Consider the following 18,931-nt stretch of genomic DNA (forward strand, 5'->3'; position numbering starts at 1 on the left):
CCGCAGACTCCCGCCCACGACCAGGACGAGCACCCCGGACAACCGTCACGCCAGCCCCTCCGACCAGCATGTTCGAAGATGGCGAAGGCTCACTGAGCGTGAAGTGCCAACGTTCCCTGGACGGTTTTCACGGGCGGAAGGTTCGGCGGTAGGTGTCGGGAGGGACGCCGACGCTGCGGTGGAAGTGGCGGCGCAGGGTGGCGGCGGTGCCCATGCCGGTGGACGTGGCGATGGTGTCGACGGTGGCGTTGGTGGTTTCCAGGAGTTCCTGGGCGTGGCGGATGCGCTGGGTGTGGAGCCAGTGCAGTGGTGTGGTGCCGGTGAGGTGTTTGAAGTGGCGGGCGAGGTGGCGTGAGCTCATGCGGGCCTGGCGGGCCAGGTCCTCGACGGTGAGCGGCTGGTTCAGTCGTTCCAGCGCCCAGGGGAAGAGTTCTGCCAGGGGGTGGTTGCCCGGGGCGGGGAGGGGGGTGGAGATGAACTGGGCCTGGCCGCCGTCGCGGTGGGGTGGGATGACCAGACGGCGGGCGATCTTGTTGGCGTTGGCTGAGCCGTGGTCGAGGCGGACCAGGTGCAGGCACAGGTCCATGGCGGCGGCCTTGCCTGCGGAGGTGAGGATGTCGCCGTTGTCGACGTAAAGGACGTCCGGATCGACGGTGGCCGCCGGGTGGCGCCGGGCCAGTTCCCTTGTGTGAGCCCAGTGCGTGGTGGCGCGTTTTCCGTCGAGCAGTCCGGCCGCGCCCAGGACGAAGGCGCCCGTGCACAGGGAGGCGACGCGGGCGCCGGCCGCGTGGGCGGCGCGCACCGCCTCGATCAGTTCGGCGGGTGGTTCGCGGTCCGTGTCGGCCCAGCCGGGCACGATCACCGTGTCCGCGTGCGCGAGGTGGCCGAGTCCGTGGTCGGGTTCGAGGCGGAAGCGGTCGACGAGCACCGGGCCGTTCCCGCAGACGGAGAAGTCGTACCAGGGGTCCACGATGTGGGTCAGGTCGGCTCCGAAGACCTCGACGGCCACGGACAGTTCGTAGTGGAGCATGCCGTCGGTGACGGCCAGCGCAACGGCGGGCATGTCTGAAACTGTACGTGCCATGTCGTTTCCGACGCTCGTGCGGGGTGCTGCCGGGGGGCCAGGATGTGAGTGTCAGGCCGCGGCGGATCGACGGCGCAGCGGCGTTCGAGTGCACGGGAGGGTCTCATGGGGTCGGGTCAGCTGGTGGCGGTGTTCGGCGCGTACGGTCACACAGGGAAGTTCGTGGTCGCGGAGTTGGCCGGGCGTGGGTTCGTCCCGGTGCCGTCCGGGCGCAACGCGCAGGCTGTGCGGGAGCTGGCCGACGAGCTCGGGCTCGAGGCCCGGGTGGCATCGGTCGACGATGCGGACTCGTTGGACCGTGCCCTGGCGGGAAGCGTAGCGGTCATCAACTGCGCCGGCCCCTTCGCGACGACCACCGGCCCCGTGATCGAAGCCGCGCTCCGTGCGAAGATCCCGTACCTGGACGTGGCCGCCGAACTCGAGGCGAATCTCGACACCTTCGCCCACTACCGCGAGCGGGCCCAGGAAGCGGGAGCGGTGATCGTCCCCGCCATGGCCTTCTTCGGTGGCCTCGGCGACCTGCTGGCCACCGCGGCGATGGGCGACTGGACCGCGGCCGAGGAGGCCCACATCGCCTACGCGCTCAGCAGCTGGCACCCCACCCCCGGCACCCGCCTGTCCGGTGCCGTCTCCCGTGAGCGGCGCGGCGACGTCCGCCTGCGCTACCGCGGCGGACAGTGGGAGCAGCGCACCGACGCCGCGCCCACCCTGGAGTGGACCTTCCCGGAACCGATGGGACCCCGGGAAGTGATCGGGGAGTTCACGATGGCGGACGTCGTCACCGTCCCCCATCACCTGCCAATTCCGGACGTGACCACCTACATGACCGCCGAAGCGGTCCGAGACATCGCCGCACCCCACACACCGGCCCCGACCGCCACCGACCTGAACGGGCGCTCCGACCAGACCTTCCTGGTCGACGTCGCCGTGCGCTCGGGCGGAACCGAACGCCGGGCCACGGCCAGCGGCCAGGACATCTACGCCGTCACCGCGCCCCTGGCCGTCGAGGCCCTCGAACGCGTCCTGACCGGCCGTACCAAGACCGTTGGCGTCGCCTCAGCCGGCGAGATCTTCGACGCACCTGACTTCCTGCACGCACTCGCCCCGCACATCACACTCGACCTCCACCCGCAAAACACCTGAACGCGACGCTCCACGAGCGCAAGGCCGTTCCGGAGACCCGGAAGCGGACTCCCACCTTGTCTTCTGAGCGCACTCACACATGCGCCCCGGCGATTCGCCGAGTCGCCGCTTCGATCACCGAGAGTCACATTCCGACGGGCCGTACGTAGGGAATCGGGGGAATCCTTGGTGGCCGCCACCATGACCGCGTGCCGGCTCGGTCTCGGGCGTGCCTACGGGCCGGGCGGCACCATGGCCTGCAGCGTCCGCCGCCGACGGTCTCCCCGGGACCTGGTCCCGGAGCGGGTTCAGGTCCCGGGAGGTGGGGGGTCATCCGGCGGTCAGGGTGGTCCACTTCTGGTTGGAGCCGCCGTGGCAGTCCCACAGCTGGAGCTGCGTGCCGTCGGCCGTGGAGAAGCCCGGAACGTCGAGGCAGCGGCCGGAGACCGGGTTGCGGTAGCCGCCGTTGTAGGGCTGCCAGGCCTGATTGGCGCCGCCGTGGCATGCCCAGATCTGTACCTTGGTGCCGTTGGCCGTCCCCCCGCCCGCGGCGTCGAGGCACTTGCCCATGGAGCGGAGGGTGCCGTCGAGGTAGGCGGACCACTGCTGGTTGACGCCGTCGCTGCAGCCCCAGGTCTGCACGGCGGTCCCGTCGGCGGTGCCGGCCCCGTTGACATCCAGGCACTTGCCGGCGATGTCGGACTGCACGCGCGTGGCGGCGGGGGGCGGGGTTCTTCAGCCACCCGGCGCTGTCCGCCGCCTGGATACCGCGGTGGAAGGCATCAACCATCTTCTGGTAGCCCGCGTCGTTGGGATGCAGAGCGTCGGCGAGGTCGGCCGTGGTCAGGCTGCTCATGTCCACGTACGCGACGTGCTTGCCCGCAGCCTGTGCTGGCGGGTGATGACGTGTCGGCGCTGGTGCAGGAGTGGACTGCGGGTGCGGGTGCGGATGTGGCGTTCGAGGTGTCGGGGGCTGCGGGTGGTGTGGAGACGGCGGTCGACGTGCTGGGTGTGCGCGGGCGGCTGTGCCTGGTGGCGATCCACCCTCGCCCCCGTGAAGTGAACCTGCACCGGTTCTTCTGGCGTGAACTCACCCTGGTGGGAGCCCGGTTGTACGACCGCTCCGACTTCGAGCGCGCGGTGGCCCTGGTGGCCGACGGGGCGATCCCGGCGGAGCGGCTGATCAGCAAGGTCGTCCCGCTCACCGAGGCGCCCGCCGCGTTCGAGGCCCTGAGGGCGGCGGCGACGTGATGAAGATCCTCGTGGACTGCACCGACGACACCCAGGGAGCGATCGCATGAGCGCCTTCGACCTCACCGGAAGACTCGCCGTCGTCACCGGCGCCCGGCGCGGCATCGGCCGGGCCATGGCCCGCGCACTCGCCGCGGCCGGCGCGGACGTCATCGGCGTCAGCGCCCAGTTGGAGGAGACCGGCAGCGACGTGGAGAAGGACGTCCTCGCCGCGGGCCGCACCTTCGAGGCCATCCGTACCGACTTCGCCGACCCCGCGGCATTCCGGGCCCTCGGTGCGGACCTGGCCGGGCGCGAGCGGCCGGTGGACATCCTGGTCAACAACGCGGGCACGATCCGCCGCGCCCCGGCCGCCGAACACACCGACGCGGACTGGGACTTGGTACTCCAGGTCAACCTCGGTGCGCAGTTCGCACTGACCCGGGACGTCGGCGCGACGATGGTGGCACGCGGCCAGGGAAAGATCGTCTTCACAGCCTCGCTGCTCAGCTTCCAAGGCGGCGTCACCGTCCCCGGCTACACCGCCGCCAAGCACGGCGTCGCCGGACTGACCAAGGCGCTGGCCAACGAGTGGGCCCCGCACCGCGTGAACGTCAACGCCATCGCCCCCGGCTACATCGCCACCGACAACACCCAGGCACTCCAGGACGACCCCGTGCGCAGCAAGGCCATCCTCGACCGTATCCCTGCCGGACGGTGGGGCGACGCGGACGACCTCGCCGGGGCCACGGTGTTCCTCGCCTCGGACGCCGCCGCCTACGTCCACGGCGTCGTCCTTCCCGTCGACGGCGGCTGGCTCGGCCGATGACCGCCGACCTGGCCTCCGTGCTGGACGGAGCCCGCGTCATGCCGGTGCTGACCGCGCCCTCCGCCACGACCGCGGGCCCGCCGGCCGACGCGCTCGCGGCGGGAGGCGCCCGGTGCGCCGAAGCTTCGACGAGGACGTCGTCGCCAAATGCCGCGAGCTGGGAGTGCCCGTGGTGCCAGCCCGAGCCTCTGGGCCTTGCCGGGGCGGGGCGACCTCGCCGTCCCGTGCCTGCGCGGCCGCCTCGGCGAGCTGCGGGTCCGCTTCCGCGACCCGCTCGAGCTCGGCCAGGTCCTGCCGGGTGAAGGCGTCCGGCACCCGGATGCCGCGACCCTCGAACAGGGCCCGGGTGTCCCGGTGGCGCTCGTCGTCGAGGAGCTGCCAGTACTCGGGCCACAGGGTGCCCAGAACGAGGACCGGCCCGCGCTCCGGTGCGGTCAGCAGCTCGCGCAGGCCCACGGCGGCTTCCTCGCCGAGCGGGTTGGCGGGCTGGAGCAGGTAAGACTGCGCCTCGTCGAGCCACACCACCGTGTACGGCACGATCGCGCCGGGCGTCCGGAGCGCCGCGAGGAGCCGACGGAGCGTCAGCGGATGCCACACCCGCCAGTGCGGCGGCAGCTCTCGCAGGGCCTCCCAGCACGCCCGGGTCTTCCCCGTCGACGAACCGCCGACCAGGACGGCCGTACTGCTCGCACCGTCGGCGGCCCGCCGTACCACCGCGTGCAACGCGGTGTCGTGCGCCCGCGCGACGTAGGCCGGCAGAGCGCCGCCGTCGCCCTGGTCGGTCGCGATGCTCCGGCGGACGTTGAGCGCCATCGGGTCGGTGACGGAGCGCAGGGGCACGCCCGCCGGCCCCCGGAAGGCCTGCGGTTCGGAGACGTGGACGTGCACGACTCCGCCCTGGACCACCAGCCCGTGGAACGTGCCACCGCTCACCGTGTTGGCGACGGTGTCGACGACGTACTCGTGCTCCGATGGCTCCACGAACGGACCTCCCCCGCGGGCCCCGAACGGAAAGCCGCGGAGCGGCCGCAGGCCCGGCCGGTCCACCGTACCGGCCGCGGCTTGCGGACGGTGCCGCGATCCGCACGCCCGGCTGCCGCAGGCCCTGTGCCTCGTCCCCCACGAGCGGCCCATCAGCCGCGCTGGCCCGCCAGCCTGGGAGGTGGTCCTGCGGGACGTGGCAGCGGTCGTGGAACGCCCGGCGACCGGGTTCCGTCACTGCCCGGGCGCGGCCGGTGCCGATTCTGGTGACCCAGCCCGCGTCCAGGGCGTGGGAGCAGATCGCGGCTCCGACCGCGCCGGCCGGAACCGCCCCCGACGGAGCGCGCGAACACCCGATGCTGCGACTCATCGCCCGATACCTGTGGCGCTGCACGCACACGCCCTCGCGCGCACCGGACCAGCCGAGCGGGCCCGCGCCAGAGCTCGTCCTGACCGACGCGCCCCTCCCCTGCGACACCTCGCTGATCTCGGACGCCCTGGACCGCTTCAACACCGGCATCGACGACTGCCGCTCCTTGGCGGTCCTGCTCCGTGCCCCGGCAGCCGCCGCATACTCGGTGGCCTGACCGGCCGCACCTCCCTCGGCCTGCTGTTCATCGACCTCTTCCACCTGCCCCCGAACTGCGCGGCTCGGGCCTGGGCAGCGAGATCCTGCGCCGGGCCGAGGAGGAGGCGCGGACGCGAGGCTGCCAGGCCACCGTCCTGTACACCATCAGATTCCAGGCGCCCGGGTTCTACGAGCGCAACGGCTGGCACCGCATGGGCGAAGTGCCGTGCGCCCCGGCAGGCACCAGCCGTGTCTTCATGACCAAGGAACTCTGAATTCCCCCATGCCGACACGAACGCACCGACGGGCGTGAAGTGCCGGCCACCGTGGTGGTGACCGGTGCTCACTTCGGGGGCTCCTCGTATGCCTCGCGGCTCGGCCCACGTCCCGATGGTTTTGTGGAGATGATCGCTCCGGCGTCAAACATGGTCCTTCCTCCTACCCGGTGCCGTCGACGTAGAGCGTGACCCCTCCCAGGAGCTCACTGCCGACGTTGGCGTGCACGTTGATCGCCTGTCGGCCGACGAAACCGTCGGGTGCCGTGGTGTCGACCGTCACCTCGGCCTGTTCGCCCGGGTCCAGCGTCACCTCCGCCGGATTCACCGTCACCTGCCAGCCGTCCGGGATCGGCCAGTGCTCGACGCGATGCCGGTCGAGCCGTGGCCGCTGCTGCTCGGGAGGGTCCTCACCGCACGCGTCCAGCGGTGGGATGGCATAACTGTCGAGCGCCAGCGTGACGGTCGCGCGATCGGGCCGGTTGTTGCGAACCGGGAACGTGACGTCGCGTGGGGCGAGTTGAGCGGCTTCACGTCGGTGTTGCTCTGCCCAGGTTGTTGGCCGGGTTGGCGTCGTCGTCCCACAGCAGCTCAACCAGCAGGCAGTAGTGACCCGGAGTGGCCGGGGTGTGCCATGGCACCGTGGCGAACGCGGGGCAGCCGGCGGCGGCCTTCACCGGCAGGTCCACCTTGGTCATCCCGATGTCGTGCGGGGTGGTGCCCGCACCGAATGCCAGATAGCCGACCTTGACCGGGAGGCCCGGCGCCGGGCCGGTCGTGGAGCCGTTCCAGACCCGGGCGACCACGAGGTAGTCGGTGTCCGGCCGGAGACTGTGCGCGTCGACCAGTACCCCGGGGTCGGCGGCGAGTTCAACGTGGATGTCGGGGATGCCCCTATGGTTCGTCAAACTGCCGAAGGAGTCACTGGACTCGCAGAAGGCCGGATGTGCCGGTAGAGCTCTCGGGCGACGTAGCACTTCAGGCAGCGGATGATCTCACGCCTGGACATGCCCTCGGCGGTGCGCCGTTGCAGGTAGGCCTGGGTGCGTTCATCCCAGCGTGGGCGGGACTGGACGATGCGGTAGAGGGCGGCGTTGGCCTGCCGGTGACCGCCGCGGTTCAGCCGTCGCCGCTGGGTCTTCCCGGAGGATTGCTCGACTGGGCTGACCCCGCACAATGCGGCGAACGACGCCTCGTCCGTGAGCCGGTCCGGGTTGTCACCTGCGGCGGAGAGGAGGACCGCGGCACTGTCGGGGCCGACGCCGACGAGCTTCAGGAGCTGGGGCCGGCTGGACCGGACAGCTGCGGTCATTCGCCGGGTCAACTCCTTGATCTCCTGACCAAGGTTCTGGATCCGGCGGGCGAGCAGGCGCATCGTGAAGACGGCCTCACCTCGATCCTCGCCCAGTGCAACGCAGGTGGCGACCGGCGCCGGATTGGTCAGCCGGTGAGTAGTTCGCGAAGGTCCGGCTCGACGGCAAGGAGGACTGCCTTGAGCTGGTTCATCGCCTGAGTGCGCGCCTTGACGGCCGATTCCTTGGCCAACCGCAGAACCCGCAAGTCCGCTGCCGGACCGTCTGCGGTCTTCGGTATGGTGGTCGCGCGTCCCGACAGGACGGCCCGCGCGGCAGCGTCCGCGTCGATGGCGCCACTACCTGGTCGACAACGGCACGAAGTGGCGGGCCGTGCCGGCCGACTTCCCGCCGTGGGACCGGGTCTACGCGTTCTTCCGCCGCTGGCGCGACCTGGGTCTGGTCCGGGAGTTCCACGACCGGCTGCGCGGCAAGGTCCGCGAGAAGGCCGGGCGGGATCCGGAGCCGAGCGCGGGCGTGATCGACTCCCAGTCCGTCAAGGCGGACGCCGTCGTCGGATCCGACAGCCGCGGCTTCGACGGCGGCAAGCTGATCAACGGTCGCAACCGGCACGTCGTGGTCGACACGCTCGGCCTGCCGCTCGCGGTGATGGTCACCGCGGCGGACGTCGGCGACCGCGCCGCGGCCCGGGTCCTGCTCGCCCAGGTCGCCGCCGCGCACCACCTGCTGGCCCTGGTCTGGGCCGACTGCGGCTACACCGGCAGCCTCGTCGAGTACAGCCTCGCCGTCCTCGCCCTGGTCCTCGTCATCGTCAAACGCAGCGACGACATGCGCGGCTTCGTGGTGTTGCCGAAGCGGTGGATCGTGGAGCGGTTCTTCGCCCACCTGATGCAAAGCCGCCGCCTCGTGCGCGACTTCGATCGCTCCACCGGCAGCGCCGAGGCGATGGTCTACTGGTCGATGACGCTCCTCATGACCCGCCGCCTTGCCCGGCCACGTCCTTCGCGAGCGTGAACCGGCCCGGCGCCGACTCGACCAGCCAGCCCCGGGCCACCAGCCGCTTCGCCTTCGAACGCAACGCCTCCACCTTCGCCGGCACCGGGTCCAGGCCGAAGCAGGCGGCCATCTCCTGGCACGTCAGCGGGCCCTGGCCGAGTCGGTTCCGGTCCGCGAGAGCCTGCAGGACGCGCTGGTAGTCCACCGACAGCGCCGACCAGGCCAGCCCCGCACGCCACACCGGCACAACGGACTTCGGCTTCGCCGCGTCCGTCGGCGAGGGGCGAACCGGATGCCCGTCGGAATGGCGCTGGTCCTCGGACGCGACGGCGGCGTCCGGGGCCAGCACCTCGCCCACGCGCGAGCGGGTGATGACCCACTCGTTCCACTCCCGCTCGGCCACGTCCAGTTCAGCGTGGATACGGTCAGCCTCTTCCCGCAGCTCGTCCACACGGCGGCGAGCAGTGAGCTCACGCTGTTCCAGCAGCCCCATGACCGACGGCATCCCCGACCTCCACCCGAGCGATGACACAACACGTCACCACTGCCACGGGGTCACCGACCCTATGCCTGACCAGCAGAAACACAGCCATCAAGACCGGAAAGACAACAACCACTGATGCCCACCCCTGGGTTGCGGATCTCATACACCCACCGTTGTTCATTGCGGAGCCACTGGGGGAACATGCGCGCTTGGTACTCGCTTCTGGACGTGCCAACCCAGACTGACGGTGTGTTGTTGAGCTGGTAGTCGACCAGGTCCGTGTTCGCTGCATCCGGACGCGACCTGAAGCCGGTCTGTGAAACCTCGGCGGGACTGCGCGAGTCGGAGCGGAAGACCACCTTCGGTGAGACGAGAGCACGACTCGGAACGTCCACCTCGGGAAAGGGGTTGGTCAGACTTCCACCCTTGATCCAGCGAGCCGCAGGGCCCAAGAGGGTGCCGCCGGCGCCTCCGGCGGCACCGAGGAGGAGGTCCTGCGGGGTGGTGGGCTGGCATTGGACGGTGTTGACGAGCCAGGTGTAGCCGGCGCCGACTGCGGCGTTGACGCCAGCCGCGGTGAAGGTGGCGGCGGTGCCTTCGAGGGCGAGGGCGGTGGCGGCGGTGCCGCCGATGGGGGCGAGGAGGCCGGCGCCGACGCCGATCAGGGCGCCTTTGCCGCTGGCGGCGGCGAAGCCGGTCCAGCTGAAGTCCTTGCCCTGGTGCTGCCAGGCATAGACGCCAGCGCCGATGATGCCGCCGGCGACGCCGCCGATGAGGGCGCTGATGCACATGGGGCAGGCGCCGGAGGGGTCGGTCTGGTTGGTGGGGTCGCCGTTGGCGTAGGTGTAGGCGGAGGTGAGGGGTGCGCCGGTGCCGGTGGTCAGCGGGTCGCGGGCGGTGAAGGTGCCGGTCGCGCTGTCGTACTGGCGGGCCCTCAGGTTGATCTGGCCGGGGAGGTTGGGGTCGGTGTACTGGCCGGTGAAGCCGAATGGGGCGGGTGTGGCGGCGGTGCCGCTGGTGGTGCGGTTGCCGCGGTTGTCGTAGCTGTAGGTGGCCTGGTTGGTGCCGGTGGCGTCGGTCGTGGTGGTGATGGAGCCGATGCGGTCGTGCTGGAAGTAGAGGCTGCCGGCGGATGTGTCCATGGACTGGGGCAGTCCGTCGGGGCCGGTGTGGTAGGTGGCGGTCGGAGCGCCGGTGGCGTTGGTCTCGGTGGCGATCTGCGGGAACACGCCGTTGATGTCCCAGCGGGTCGTGCGGTCGGCGGTGCCGTTCCTGGTGGTGGTGGACCGGTTGCCGTCGGCGTCGTAGGTGAAGGCGAGCGTTGCGGTGGGGAGGCTGGCGCCGGTCAGGCGTCCTGCGGGGTCGTAGCTGTAGGTGCCGGAGGGGTCTGCGGTGCGGTTGCCGTCGGCGTCGTACCGGTAGTTCGTGCTGGTGTTGCCGGTGGTGCTGGTGGTGAGCTGGTCGGCGGCGTCGAAGGTGTTGGTGGTCTTCGCGCCGCTCGGGGCGGTTGCGGTGAGCTGGTTGCCGGCCTTGTCCCAGGTGTAGCTGGTGGTGCTGTTCGGGGTGCAGGCGCTCGGGCTGGTGCCCGTGCAGGTACTGGTGAGGCGGCCGGCGAGGTCGTAGCTGTAGCTGGTCGCCGGGCGGGGGCTGGGACCGGTGTCCTGGTATTGCTCGGTGGTGACGCGGCCGTTGGCGTCGAGCGTGTAGTTCTTGGTGCCGCTGGCGTCGCTGGTAGTGGCCAGCCGTCCGGCGCGGTCGTAGGTCCGGGTTTCGGTGACCGGGGTGGTCGTGGGGGTCGTCGCGGTGAGGAGGTTGCCGGCTTGGTCGTAGGTGTAGGCGACGGCCTTTCCGGTGGTGGCCTGGCCGCTGGTGTGCTGGTCCTTGTCGTAGGTGTAGGTGGTGGACGTGTTGTCGGGGAAGGTGCGGCCGGTGAGGTTGCCGTCGGGGTTGTAGGTGTAGGCGAAGTCCTGGTCCAGGCCCGGGACGGTGACTCTGGTCAGGCGGTCGGCCGCGTCGTACTTCAGGGTTCGGGAGCCGGTGGCGTCACTGACGCCGGTGATGTGCCCGGTGGCGTCGTAGTCGTACGTGGCGCCGGGGGTTCCGTCGGAGTAGGCGACCGCGGTGATCTGGCCGGCGCCGTTGACGGTCGAGGTGATGGTCTGGCCGCGGGCGTTGGTGACCTTGGTGCGGTTGCCGTCGGCGTCGTAGCCGAAGGAGACGGTGCGGCCGAGCGGGTCGGTGACGGTGGTGGTGCGTCCGGCGGTGTCGTGGCCGTAGCCGGTGGTGTGGTTTTCCCGGGGTGAATCGCGGCGCCGCGGGTGGGTGCAGCAGGTCGTCACAGCGTCACAGCGCCGGTTGCGCGGCGCTGCGCAAGGATGGTCATCCCGCGCGGCCGGTCCGTTCCGCGATCACGGTCGCGGGCAACGTCGGCGTCTCCCGAGGAAGCTCGCGGATCTACGGAGACGTGCCCGACGTGTTCGGCCTGCCGGGTGCCGTGCCGCTGCCTACTTGATGTGACGCAGCAGGGCGGTGACGGCTGGATACACCTGCCCTCGGGGGTGTACCACCATCACCTTCCAGGTGGGTGCGTGTTGGGTGAAGTGGTGTGGCGTGAGGTCGGGGAAGCGGGCGGCCAGGGATGTGGGCATGATGCACACGCCGAGGTCCTGGCGGACCAGGTCGGTGGCGGCCAGGATGTCGTTGACCTCGAAGGTGGCGGTGCGGTCGACGAGGGCCGCGCGGAAGGCCCGGTCGACCGAGTGCCGGATGGCCCAGCCGACGGGGAATTCCACCAGTGGCAGGGCGGCGGCCTCGGCGAGGGTGACCGGTCGCTCGCCTTCCATGGCGCGGCCCGGTGCCGTGATCAGGACCATCTCCTCCTCCTTCAGCACGCGTGTGGCCAGTCCTCGTTGCTGGGGGCGGTCCAGTGCCGCGACGGCCACGTCCGTGGTGCCGTCGCGCAGTGCCTGCAGGATGTCGTCGGCCGGTGCCTGGCGAAGCCTGAGCGTTACCTGTGGGTGCTGGTGGCGGAAGGCGGCCAGTGCCTGGGCGAGGCCCGTGTGGAGGCCCTGCATGACGCCGATCGTGATCTCTCCCGTCAGCTCTCCTTTGACGAGGTCGACGGCGGCGCGGGCTTCCTCGGTTGCCCGCAGTGCGGCGCGGGCGGCCGGGAGGAACGCCTGGCCGGCCGGGGTGAGGGATACCCGGTGGGTGGTCCGGTGGAAGAGCGGTGCGCCCAGCTCGCGCTCAAGGGTTCGCACCGTGGTGGAGACCGCGGACTGCACCACGTGCAGGCGTCGTGCCGCCGCGCTGAAGCCGCCCTCCTCGGCGACCGCGACGACGACCTCCATCTGTCGAAGATCCATTTCGCCTCCGTATCCCCTCCGGGCCCGCTGACTCCAGGCTATCTCTGACAGAGATTACCGTCATCTTCAGCCATCTCCTCGACATGGGAAGCGGTGGCGGTGGCACGAGGTTGAAGAGGTCGTCGGCAGCGAGGGAGCTGCCGGTGAACCAGGGCCTCCGGCCCGTTGCCGGATGCCCGCCCTAAGCAAGGAGACGTCATGTCGAACAACGGCCTCATCGACCCCGCCGACGCCGCGGTTCTGCTGGTGGACCACCAGAGCGGTCTGCTGCAGATCGTCAACCACACCAACGTCCGCGAGCTGCGCAACAACGTGGCCGCTCTGGCCAAGGCCGCCACCCTGGTCGGCGCCCCGGTGATCGCCACCGCGTCGGTCCCCGAGGGCCCGAACGGCCCGCTGATCCCCGAGGTCTTCGACAACGCCCCCCAGGCGACCTACATCCAGCGTCACGGTGAGATCAACGCCTGGGACGTGGAGGGCTTCCGCAGCGCCGTCGCGCAGACCGGCCGCCGCACCCTCCTCGTCGCCGGAATCATGACCAGCGTCTGCGTCGTCGAGCCCGCGCTGGCCGCCCTCGCCGAGGGATACGACGTGTACGCCGTCATCGACGCCTCCGGCACCTACTCCGACGAGGCACAGCGGATCTCGATCGAGCGCCTTAGCCGTGCGGGCGTCAAGGTCATCGACGTCCTGGGTGTGGCGGCCGAGCTGCAGAAGACCTGGGCCCGCGAGGACTGGGCCGCCTGGGGCGGCATCTACGCGAGCGTCAGCCCCGGCTACGCCGCTGTCATGGAGTCCGTGGCCCGCGCCCAGGCGGAGGCCACCGGGTCCGAGGGCGCCGGCGCCGAGGTCAAGTGGGCCGAGGCCCGCGGCCGGCTGGCCTGAAACCCTTCGCCCGCCCCGGGCCGTCCGGCCCGGGGCGGGCGAACCCGTCCTTCAGCGACTTGAGTTTCACGGCCGGCGTCGGTCCCAGGCGACGCCGGCCGGCCACCGTCACCACTCGGAGCACTCACGAAAACGGAGCACCCCCATGTCGTTGTCCGCCCCCCGGCTCGTTCGCCGGGCACCCGGCCAGCAGATCGCCGCCCGGCACTCGGCCCGCAGGCACGGGGCCGGGTTCTGGCTGATCGCCTCGGCGTTCGTCACGGCCATGGCGTTCTCCACCGTCCCGACGCCGCTGTACCCCCTCTACCAGGCACGCGACGGCTTCTCCACCTTCACCGTCACCATGGTGTTCGCCGTCTACGCCCTCGGCGTCCTGGCCAGCCTGCTGCTGGCCGGGCACATCTCGGACTGGGTCGGCCGACGCAAGGTTCTGATCACGGCGCTGACCCTCGAACTGGTCGCCGCCGCACTGTTCCTCACCCAGCCATCCCTGCCGCTCCTTCTCCTCGCACGGCTGGTCACCGGCCTCGGGGTCGGCATGCTCACCGCGACCGCCACCGCGCACCTGCACGAACTGCACAGAGCACACCGCCCCGACGCCTCGCCGCAGCGCTTCGAGATCGTCTCCACCGCGGCCAACATCGGCGGCCTCGGCTTCGGCCCGCTCATCGCCGGCCTCCTCGCCCAGTACCTCGGCGCCCCCCTGCGCCTGCCCTACCTCGTCTTCGGCGCCCTGCTGCTGATCAGCATCGCCGCGGTCGCGCTCACCCCCGAAACGGTCCAGGTGCAGTCCGTCAGGCCCGCCTACCGGCCGCAGCGCATCAGCACCGACCACGGTGACCCCGCCGGATACCTGGCCGCCGCGGCCGCGGGCTTCGCGTCCTTCGCGGTCTTCGGCCTGTTCACCTCGCTGGCCCCCGGATTCGTCGGCCACACCCTGCACCACCCCTCCCGCGCACTGGCCGGACTGACCGTGTTCGCCGTGTTCGGCGCCTCCGCCGCGGCCCAGACCCTCACCAGCCGCCTCGACGCCACACTGCGCAGGAACATCGGCCTGTACGCCCAGGCCACCGGGGCGACCGCACTCGCCGTCGGCATGCACACCGCCAGCCTCACCCTGTTCCTGGTGGCCGGCATCACGGCCGGCATCGGCGCCGGAGTCCTGTTCAAATCCGCCGTCGGCACCGTCGTCGCCATGGCCACCCCGGCCAAACGCGGCGAAGCCCTCGCCGGCCTCTTCCTCATCTCCTACCTCGGCCTCGCCCTGCCCGCCATCGCCATCGGCATCGCCACCCGCTACACCACCATGACCACCGCGATGACCTGGTTCACCGCGGTCCTGCTCGCCCTGCTCACCACGGCCGACCTCCTCGCCCGCCGCCCCTGCCACACCGACTGAGCGCATCCTCCGCCACCAGGCCCAAAGACCCATGCGGCGCCACGCCCAGCCCCGTACGGCCCGGCGCCCGGCCCACGCGACCAGCCCGCCCCCGGTCCGGAAAGCGCACCATGACAACGACGCCAACGCCGACTCCAGCCTCCCCGCCGCATCCCCGGCCGAAGCTGGTGGCGACCGACCTCGACGGCACACTCCTACACAGCGACGGCAGCCTGTCCCAGCGCACCCGGGCCGCCCTGACCGCGGCGAGCAAGGCCGGCATCCGCATCGCCCTCGTCACCGGCCGCCCACCACGGTGCGTTCCCGCCCTGCTGGAGACCATCGGACGGCACTACGTCATCGCCGCCAACGGCGCCGCACTGTACGCGCCGGACGCGGCCACGATCCACATCTCCCCAATACGGTCCGACACGGCGACCGAACTCGTGACGCGACTGCGCGATGCCGTGCCCGGCGTCTCCTTCGCCGTGGAATACGAGACGGTATACGGCCACGAACCTGACTACCCCAACTGGTCGTTCGGCGAAGAGGCCGTCGAGCTGATCGGTCCCGCCGAGGACCTGCTCACGCCGGCGCCGGGCCGCCATGTACTCAAGCTCCTCGCCCACCACCCCACACTGCCCCTCGACGTCTTCTACGAGCAGGCGCGACGCAGTGCCGGCGGCAGTGCCGAGACGACCCACTCTACGGGTTTGTCGCTGGTGGAGTTCAGCGCGCCCGGCGTCACCAAGGCCGCCACACTCCTCGCGTGGAGCAGCCGGCTCGGCATTACCGCCGACGAGATCGCCGCCTTCGGCGACATGCCCAACGACCTCCCCATGCTCAAGGCGGTCGGCGCGCCCTACGCCATGACCAACGCCCACCCGGACGTCCTACGGACCGCGCGCTGTCGTACAGCCTCCAACGACGAGGACGGCGTCGCCCAGGCCCTCGAGCGGTTCATCGCCGCGCCGGCGCACGCCCACTGAGCGCGCTGAACCGCCTCGTGCGGGCCACCGCTACACTCGCGTGCTGCCCGGTCTGCACCGCAGTCGGCGTTCGGCGTGGGACAAAAACCGGTGCACTATTCGTCAGCGCATGCGGAACGGACCATTCTGGATTCTGCGGCGAGCCGGGAAGCAGGGGGGGGTGTTCCACCGGGCCCAGCCAGCGGGAGGCGACGGTTGTCACCGAAGTTGGGACAACGCTGGTTTGTGACATCAGAGTTGGGACTGGTCGCTCTCGTCGACCGATGCCGGTCAGGAGCGGCTGCCGCTCTCGGTCGTCTGAAGCTCCTGCTCGGTGGGCGTGCGATAGGTTGCCCGCCATGGCTGAACTCGGACCCGTTGCCTGGCCGCCGGCCCCGATCAGGACCGAGCGGCTCGTGCTCCGCGAGCCCGAGGTGCGGGACCGTGCGGCGTTCATCGAGTTGCTGGCGTCGCCGGAGGTGCATACCTACCTCGGCGGCCCCCGGCCGTGTGACGAGCTCGAGCGCGAGCTGCCCGGGGTGCCCAAGCGGTGGCCCGGGAGTTTCGTCGTCGATCTCGACGGGGCGATGATCGGCCAGATCCTGCTCAGGAGAGCGACGGGGCACCGTCGCCCGGCTGTCGCGGGGAAGGCCGATCTCGGCTACCTGTTCCTGCCGCGGACGTGGGGGTTCGGGTACGCCGCCGAGGCGTGCGCAGCGGCACTCGACTGGTTCGACGGCGTCCTTCCCGGCGAGCCGGTGGTACTCACCACCCAGACCGCCAACGTCGGCTCGATGCACCTCGCGGCGAAGCTGGGGTGCACCTCGGTAGAGCGGTACCACGCATGGGACGCCGAGCAGTGGCTCGGCCTGCGGCCCCCCAGTCACGCCGTCCGCTTGAGCCCGTACTCGACAGCGCGGATCCACGAGGCCACCGATCGGTCGTCGGCCCCGGCGCGCCGCGTGCACCAGCGCTTCCCAACTTCACTGTCACAAACCGGCGCCGTTCCCGACTTCGGTGACAACCGTCCCGGCTTCGCTGTCACAGGTCACGAGCCGCCGAGGCCGGCAGACCGCCCAGGGCCGTGCAACACGGCACTGCAACACGCCCACCCCAGGCCCCTCCCGGCCACACAGCCCCTGATCAGACCCGCAACACGCCCCCATGTCGCACCCCAGCGCAACACCGCGTTGCACCCCCGCGTTGCACCCCGAACTGTCCCGTGACAGCGGACCCGGACCGATTGCCATCGAAGGTGGACCAACGACCGTTCGTGACAGCGAAGATGGACCGCTGATGAGGATCCGGGCAAATGGCTCTGCCCGGATCTGCGGATGCTGTGGGCGATCTTCGTCTGAGACCGGGGAGTTCGGGGCGTGTGGGCAGGGCTGGGCTCACCCGATCGGCATCATGTCGGTCAGTGGAAATGCCGTCACGTCTTCAGGCGGGCGCGACAAGTGCAGCATGGTGTGGAAGTAGCCGTCGGTCTCCTTCCCCTGCGGGTCATCGCCGGTCGTGGTCACTGCCTGGATGGCGTATTGCTGTTCACCCGCGCTGGTGAAGCGTCGTTGCCGGAACGTGTGCGCGGTGGCCTTCTCTGTGACCAGGCCGTGTGAAGCCAGGCATGCGGCGATGGACGTGTACGGGGTGGTGCGCAGTACGAAGGCCGCGACCCACACCGGGTCCTGGGCACAGGTCAGGATCGGCTGGAAGCTGTGGGCGGTCAGGAAGGTCGTCCCTCCGGTGATCGTGATCAGACGGGCGTGCCGTGCGGCGCGGAGCAGGGGCTGCGAGGGGGGCGCTGTTTCGAGGTTCTCGGCGAAGCCCTCTTCCAGCAGGCCGACCTCGCATGCGTAGGAGATGGCGTTCGTGGCCATGTCGAGTCCGATTACCCGGGCTGGGTCATGGCGCCGACGAGCCGCGTAGTAGCTGCGGTCCCATTCGATCAGTTCGGCTGTGGTGAGGGCGGTGGCCTGTGGCGACGTGTAGTGGGCGTACAGGTCGTCCAGTGTCACCTCATGGTTGAGGAGGGCGGCGTTGATGCCATACGAGCAGCAGATGTCCAGCACGGTCACCGGTTCCGCCGTGCGGGCTGTCCGCCTGCGGGCCGCGAGCGCCCGCCGGAAGACGCTCTGTCCGTGATGGGGTGTCTGGTATTCCAGCGGGCCCAACGCCTGGAAGTAGGCCCGAGGATCCGGTTGATCGTAGATGTCGTCGAAGAGCGTCATGCCTGCTGGGCCGGGGGCCTCCGACGCTTGCCGATCACCGCCGGCGCTCTCACGCCCCTTGTTCCGAATACCGCTCATACCGGTTCTCCTCACAGAGCTCAGGTCCGCTATCTGGTCAGAGTCGGTCATCCCGCTTCGGTACCGGAAGAAGGCGGGGAAGAAACCAGCCACGCGCCGCAACCGGGGATGGCTGGTGCTCACCCGGAGCCTGCTCCGCTTCCGGTGGGGTTTCACACTCCTGACCTGCGGTGGTCCATCTTCGCTGTCGCGAAATCGCGTTGGTCCACCTTCGATGGCAATCGGTGCGGGTCCGCTGTCACCGGACACGAACCCCCTCCCCGCGCTGCCGAGCACCAGCCACCGAACCCCACCACCAGGAGAAGGCCGGCCCCGACAGCGGACGCCGTCCCCGCCGTACCCGGCGGCCCTTGGGCGGCGGCCCGGACCCGCGGCTGTCGCGCCCACCTGCCGCGCCCCCACCACACCCAGGGGAACCTGGCATCCGCCCACGTCACAGGGCACGACAGCACCCCACGTGACAGGGCGATGCGACAGCACCCACGCCCCGGCAACAGCCCTCCGACACACCCTCCACGGCGGCCTGGCAGCCCCCCAGCCCTTCCGGGCCGCTCTCAGGACCCAGCAGGCCCCCTCACGGAACTCCGCGCCGGTACACCACCGATCGCGGCTGCGCCTGCTCACAGAACGACAGGGCCGGCTGCGGCGAAGCACCCGCCGACCACCCGGATGACGCCCACACGCTTACGGCCTGCCCACGGATCCGCAGCCAGAACGCGGTCACTCCGGGTGAGCCAGGCCGCTCTCAGTCAGAAGAAGTCGTGTGAAGTGATGCTGTGGCCGCAGCCGTGCCTTGCGCAGTCGAGCCCTCTGGTCGGAGTTCTTGGAAATTCGAAGTCCGGACACCTGTGGCAGACGTGGCAGGGGAAGACATCGGGGCCGGGATCGGAGTCACCGTCTGACAGCAGGGATCGTGCCTCGCCATGGAGCGACTGGAGCCGCTCCCTGACTTGACCGAGGTCGCCCGCAATCCGCTCCAGGGCCTTCTTCTGGGAATCTGTCAGGTCGTCAGCAGAATGCATGGCCACGCTCCGTTGCCATCGACGGCCTCTCAATGAGCCTTCGCCATCTTCGAACGTGCTGGTCGGAGGGGCTGGCGTGACGGTTCTCCGGGGTGCTCGTGCTGGTCGTGGGCGGGAGTCTGCGG

The 18,931-nt window shown here is 70.5% G+C and carries 17 protein-coding genes and 3 pseudogenes; 10 read left to right on the forward strand and 10 right to left on the reverse strand.

All coding sequences use genetic code 11. The features are described from left to right. Positions 1–127: 127 nt before the first annotated feature. The gene (locus tag ACZ52J_RS41760; protein ID WP_465626589.1) at positions 128–1,063 is read right to left on the reverse strand and encodes a helix-turn-helix domain-containing protein; all 936 of its coding nucleotides are present in this window, start codon (positions 1,061–1,063) and stop codon (positions 128–130) included. A 126-nt stretch (positions 1,064–1,189) separates the two neighbouring features. Between ACZ52J_RS41760 and ACZ52J_RS41765 the strand changes: the two genes are divergently transcribed. Further along, positions 1,190–2,227 carry a saccharopine dehydrogenase family protein gene (locus ACZ52J_RS41765; protein ID WP_465626591.1) on the forward strand — a complete coding sequence of 346 codons (1,038 nt, stop codon included), beginning with the start codon at positions 1,190–1,192 and terminating at the stop codon, positions 2,225–2,227. Between the two features lie 309 nt (positions 2,228–2,536). Here the strand turns inward: ACZ52J_RS41765 and ACZ52J_RS41770 are convergent. Then, positions 2,537–3,098: pseudogene (locus ACZ52J_RS41770) on the reverse strand (ricin-type beta-trefoil lectin domain protein); the annotation flags it as partial. A 2-nt stretch (positions 3,099–3,100) separates the two neighbouring features. Between ACZ52J_RS41770 and ACZ52J_RS41775 the strand changes: the two are divergent. Further along, positions 3,101–3,507, forward strand: a pseudogene (locus ACZ52J_RS41775) (zinc-binding dehydrogenase); the annotation flags it as partial. Beyond that, the gene (locus ACZ52J_RS41780) at positions 3,504–4,265 is read left to right on the forward strand and encodes an SDR family oxidoreductase (RefSeq protein WP_465626593.1); all 762 of its coding nucleotides are present in this window, start codon (positions 3,504–3,506) and stop codon (positions 4,263–4,265) included. The pseudogene ACZ52J_RS41775 and the gene ACZ52J_RS41780, both read left to right, overlap by 4 nt. Positions 4,266–4,301: 36 nt before the next feature. On the opposite strand, the gene ACZ52J_RS41785 is transcribed toward ACZ52J_RS41780, so the two are convergent. After that, positions 4,302–5,246, reverse strand: a complete 945-nt coding sequence (locus tag ACZ52J_RS41785) for a hypothetical protein (protein WP_465626595.1) — start codon at positions 5,244–5,246, stop codon at positions 4,302–4,304. A gap of 254 nt (positions 5,247–5,500) precedes the next feature. Here ACZ52J_RS41785 and ACZ52J_RS41790 point away from each other — a divergent pair, with 254 nt between their 5' ends. After that, positions 5,501–5,833: a hypothetical protein gene (locus ACZ52J_RS41790; protein ID WP_465626597.1), complete on the forward strand. Its 333-nt coding sequence runs from the start codon at positions 5,501–5,503 to the stop codon at positions 5,831–5,833. Continuing rightward, the gene (locus tag ACZ52J_RS41795; protein ID WP_465626599.1) at positions 5,799–6,089 is read left to right on the forward strand and encodes a GNAT family N-acetyltransferase; all 291 of its coding nucleotides are present in this window, start codon (positions 5,799–5,801) and stop codon (positions 6,087–6,089) included. The genes ACZ52J_RS41790 and ACZ52J_RS41795 overlap by 35 nt, the downstream gene beginning before the upstream one ends. A gap of 163 nt (positions 6,090–6,252) precedes the next feature. Here the strand turns inward: ACZ52J_RS41795 and ACZ52J_RS41800 are convergent, their stop codons facing one another. From ACZ52J_RS41800 to ACZ52J_RS41810, 3 genes are all read right to left on the reverse strand, one after another. Then, complete coding sequence (locus ACZ52J_RS41800; RefSeq protein ID WP_465626601.1) at positions 6,253–6,423, reverse strand: hypothetical protein; 171 nt, start codon at positions 6,421–6,423, stop codon at positions 6,253–6,255. A gap of 196 nt (positions 6,424–6,619) precedes the next feature. Next, positions 6,620–6,997, reverse strand: a complete 378-nt coding sequence (locus ACZ52J_RS41805) for a hypothetical protein (RefSeq protein WP_465626603.1) — start codon at positions 6,995–6,997, stop codon at positions 6,620–6,622. Next, positions 6,994–7,464 (reverse strand): transposase, encoded by a 471-nt coding sequence (locus ACZ52J_RS41810; protein WP_465626605.1) that lies wholly within the window; start codon positions 7,462–7,464, stop codon positions 6,994–6,996. Before ACZ52J_RS41810 ends, ACZ52J_RS41805 begins: the two co-directional genes overlap by 4 nt. Positions 7,465–7,774: 310 nt before the next feature. On the opposite strand from ACZ52J_RS41810, the gene ACZ52J_RS41815 reads away from it, so the two are divergent. After that, entirely contained in the window at positions 7,775–8,416 is a 642-nt protein-coding gene (locus ACZ52J_RS41815) for an IS5 family transposase (protein WP_465626607.1), read from the forward strand. Here ACZ52J_RS41815 and ACZ52J_RS41820 read toward each other — a convergent pair. From ACZ52J_RS41820 to ACZ52J_RS41830, 3 genes are all read right to left on the reverse strand, one after another. Next, the gene (locus ACZ52J_RS41820; protein WP_465626609.1) at positions 8,373–8,903 is read right to left on the reverse strand and encodes a hypothetical protein; all 531 of its coding nucleotides are present in this window, start codon (positions 8,901–8,903) and stop codon (positions 8,373–8,375) included. The two genes, ACZ52J_RS41815 and ACZ52J_RS41820, sit on opposite strands and share 44 nt — an antisense overlap. A gap of 59 nt (positions 8,904–8,962) precedes the next feature. After that, positions 8,963–11,221, reverse strand: a complete 2,259-nt coding sequence (locus tag ACZ52J_RS41825) for an RHS repeat domain-containing protein (protein ID WP_465626611.1) — start codon at positions 11,219–11,221, stop codon at positions 8,963–8,965. A 165-nt stretch (positions 11,222–11,386) separates the two neighbouring features. Further along, complete coding sequence (locus ACZ52J_RS41830; protein ID WP_465626613.1) at positions 11,387–12,247, reverse strand: LysR family transcriptional regulator; 861 nt, start codon at positions 12,245–12,247, stop codon at positions 11,387–11,389. A 198-nt stretch (positions 12,248–12,445) separates the two neighbouring features. On the opposite strand from ACZ52J_RS41830, the gene ACZ52J_RS41835 reads away from it, so the two are divergent. The 4 genes and pseudogenes from ACZ52J_RS41835 to ACZ52J_RS41850 form a co-directional block, all read left to right on the forward strand. Continuing rightward, positions 12,446–13,132: an isochorismatase family protein gene (locus tag ACZ52J_RS41835; protein WP_465626615.1), complete on the forward strand. Its 687-nt coding sequence runs from the start codon at positions 12,446–12,448 to the stop codon at positions 13,130–13,132. A gap of 145 nt (positions 13,133–13,277) precedes the next feature. Beyond that, entirely contained in the window at positions 13,278–14,531 is a 1,254-nt protein-coding gene (locus ACZ52J_RS41840) for an MFS transporter (RefSeq protein WP_465626617.1), read from the forward strand. A 110-nt stretch (positions 14,532–14,641) separates the two neighbouring features. After that, a complete protein-coding gene (locus tag ACZ52J_RS41845; protein ID WP_465626619.1) occupies positions 14,642–15,499 on the forward strand; it encodes a Cof-type HAD-IIB family hydrolase in 858 nt (285 codons plus the stop codon). 338 nt (positions 15,500–15,837) lie between these two features. Continuing rightward, positions 15,838–16,359, forward strand: a pseudogene (locus ACZ52J_RS41850) (GNAT family N-acetyltransferase); the annotation flags it as partial. Between the two features lie 513 nt (positions 16,360–16,872). On the opposite strand, the gene ACZ52J_RS41855 reads toward ACZ52J_RS41850, so the two are convergent. Next, positions 16,873–17,706, reverse strand: a complete 834-nt coding sequence (locus ACZ52J_RS41855) for a hypothetical protein (RefSeq protein ID WP_465626621.1) — start codon at positions 17,704–17,706, stop codon at positions 16,873–16,875. Between the last annotated feature and the right edge of the window lie 1,225 nt (positions 17,707–18,931).

It is taken from the genome of Kitasatospora sp. NPDC034035 (genome assembly GCF_055575755.1).

Bases quoted from the DNA above. Each gene is read 5' to 3' on its own strand.
- ACZ52J_RS41760 (WP_465626589.1), bottom strand. From the start codon at position 1,063: ATGCCCGCCGTTGCGCTGGCCGTCACCGACGGCATGCTCCACTACGAA.
- ACZ52J_RS41765 (WP_465626591.1), top strand. From the start codon at position 1,190: ATGGGGTCGGGTCAGCTGGTGGCGGTGTTCGGCGCGTACGGTCACACA.
- ACZ52J_RS41780 (WP_465626593.1), top strand. From the start codon at position 3,504: ATGAGCGCCTTCGACCTCACCGGAAGACTCGCCGTCGTCACCGGCGCC.
- ACZ52J_RS41810 (WP_465626605.1), bottom strand. From the start codon at position 7,464: ATGCGCCTGCTCGCCCGCCGGATCCAGAACCTTGGTCAGGAGATCAAG.
- ACZ52J_RS41820 (WP_465626609.1), bottom strand. From the start codon at position 8,903: ATGCCGTCGGTCATGGGGCTGCTGGAACAGCGTGAGCTCACTGCTCGC.
- ACZ52J_RS41830 (WP_465626613.1), bottom strand. From the start codon at position 12,247: ATGGATCTTCGACAGATGGAGGTCGTCGTCGCGGTCGCCGAGGAGGGC.
- ACZ52J_RS41835 (WP_465626615.1), top strand. From the start codon at position 12,446: ATGTCGAACAACGGCCTCATCGACCCCGCCGACGCCGCGGTTCTGCTG.
- ACZ52J_RS41840 (WP_465626617.1), top strand. From the start codon at position 13,278: ATGTCGTTGTCCGCCCCCCGGCTCGTTCGCCGGGCACCCGGCCAGCAG.
- ACZ52J_RS41845 (WP_465626619.1), top strand. From the start codon at position 14,642: ATGACAACGACGCCAACGCCGACTCCAGCCTCCCCGCCGCATCCCCGG.
- ACZ52J_RS41855 (WP_465626621.1), bottom strand. From the start codon at position 17,706: ATGACGCTCTTCGACGACATCTACGATCAACCGGATCCTCGGGCCTAC.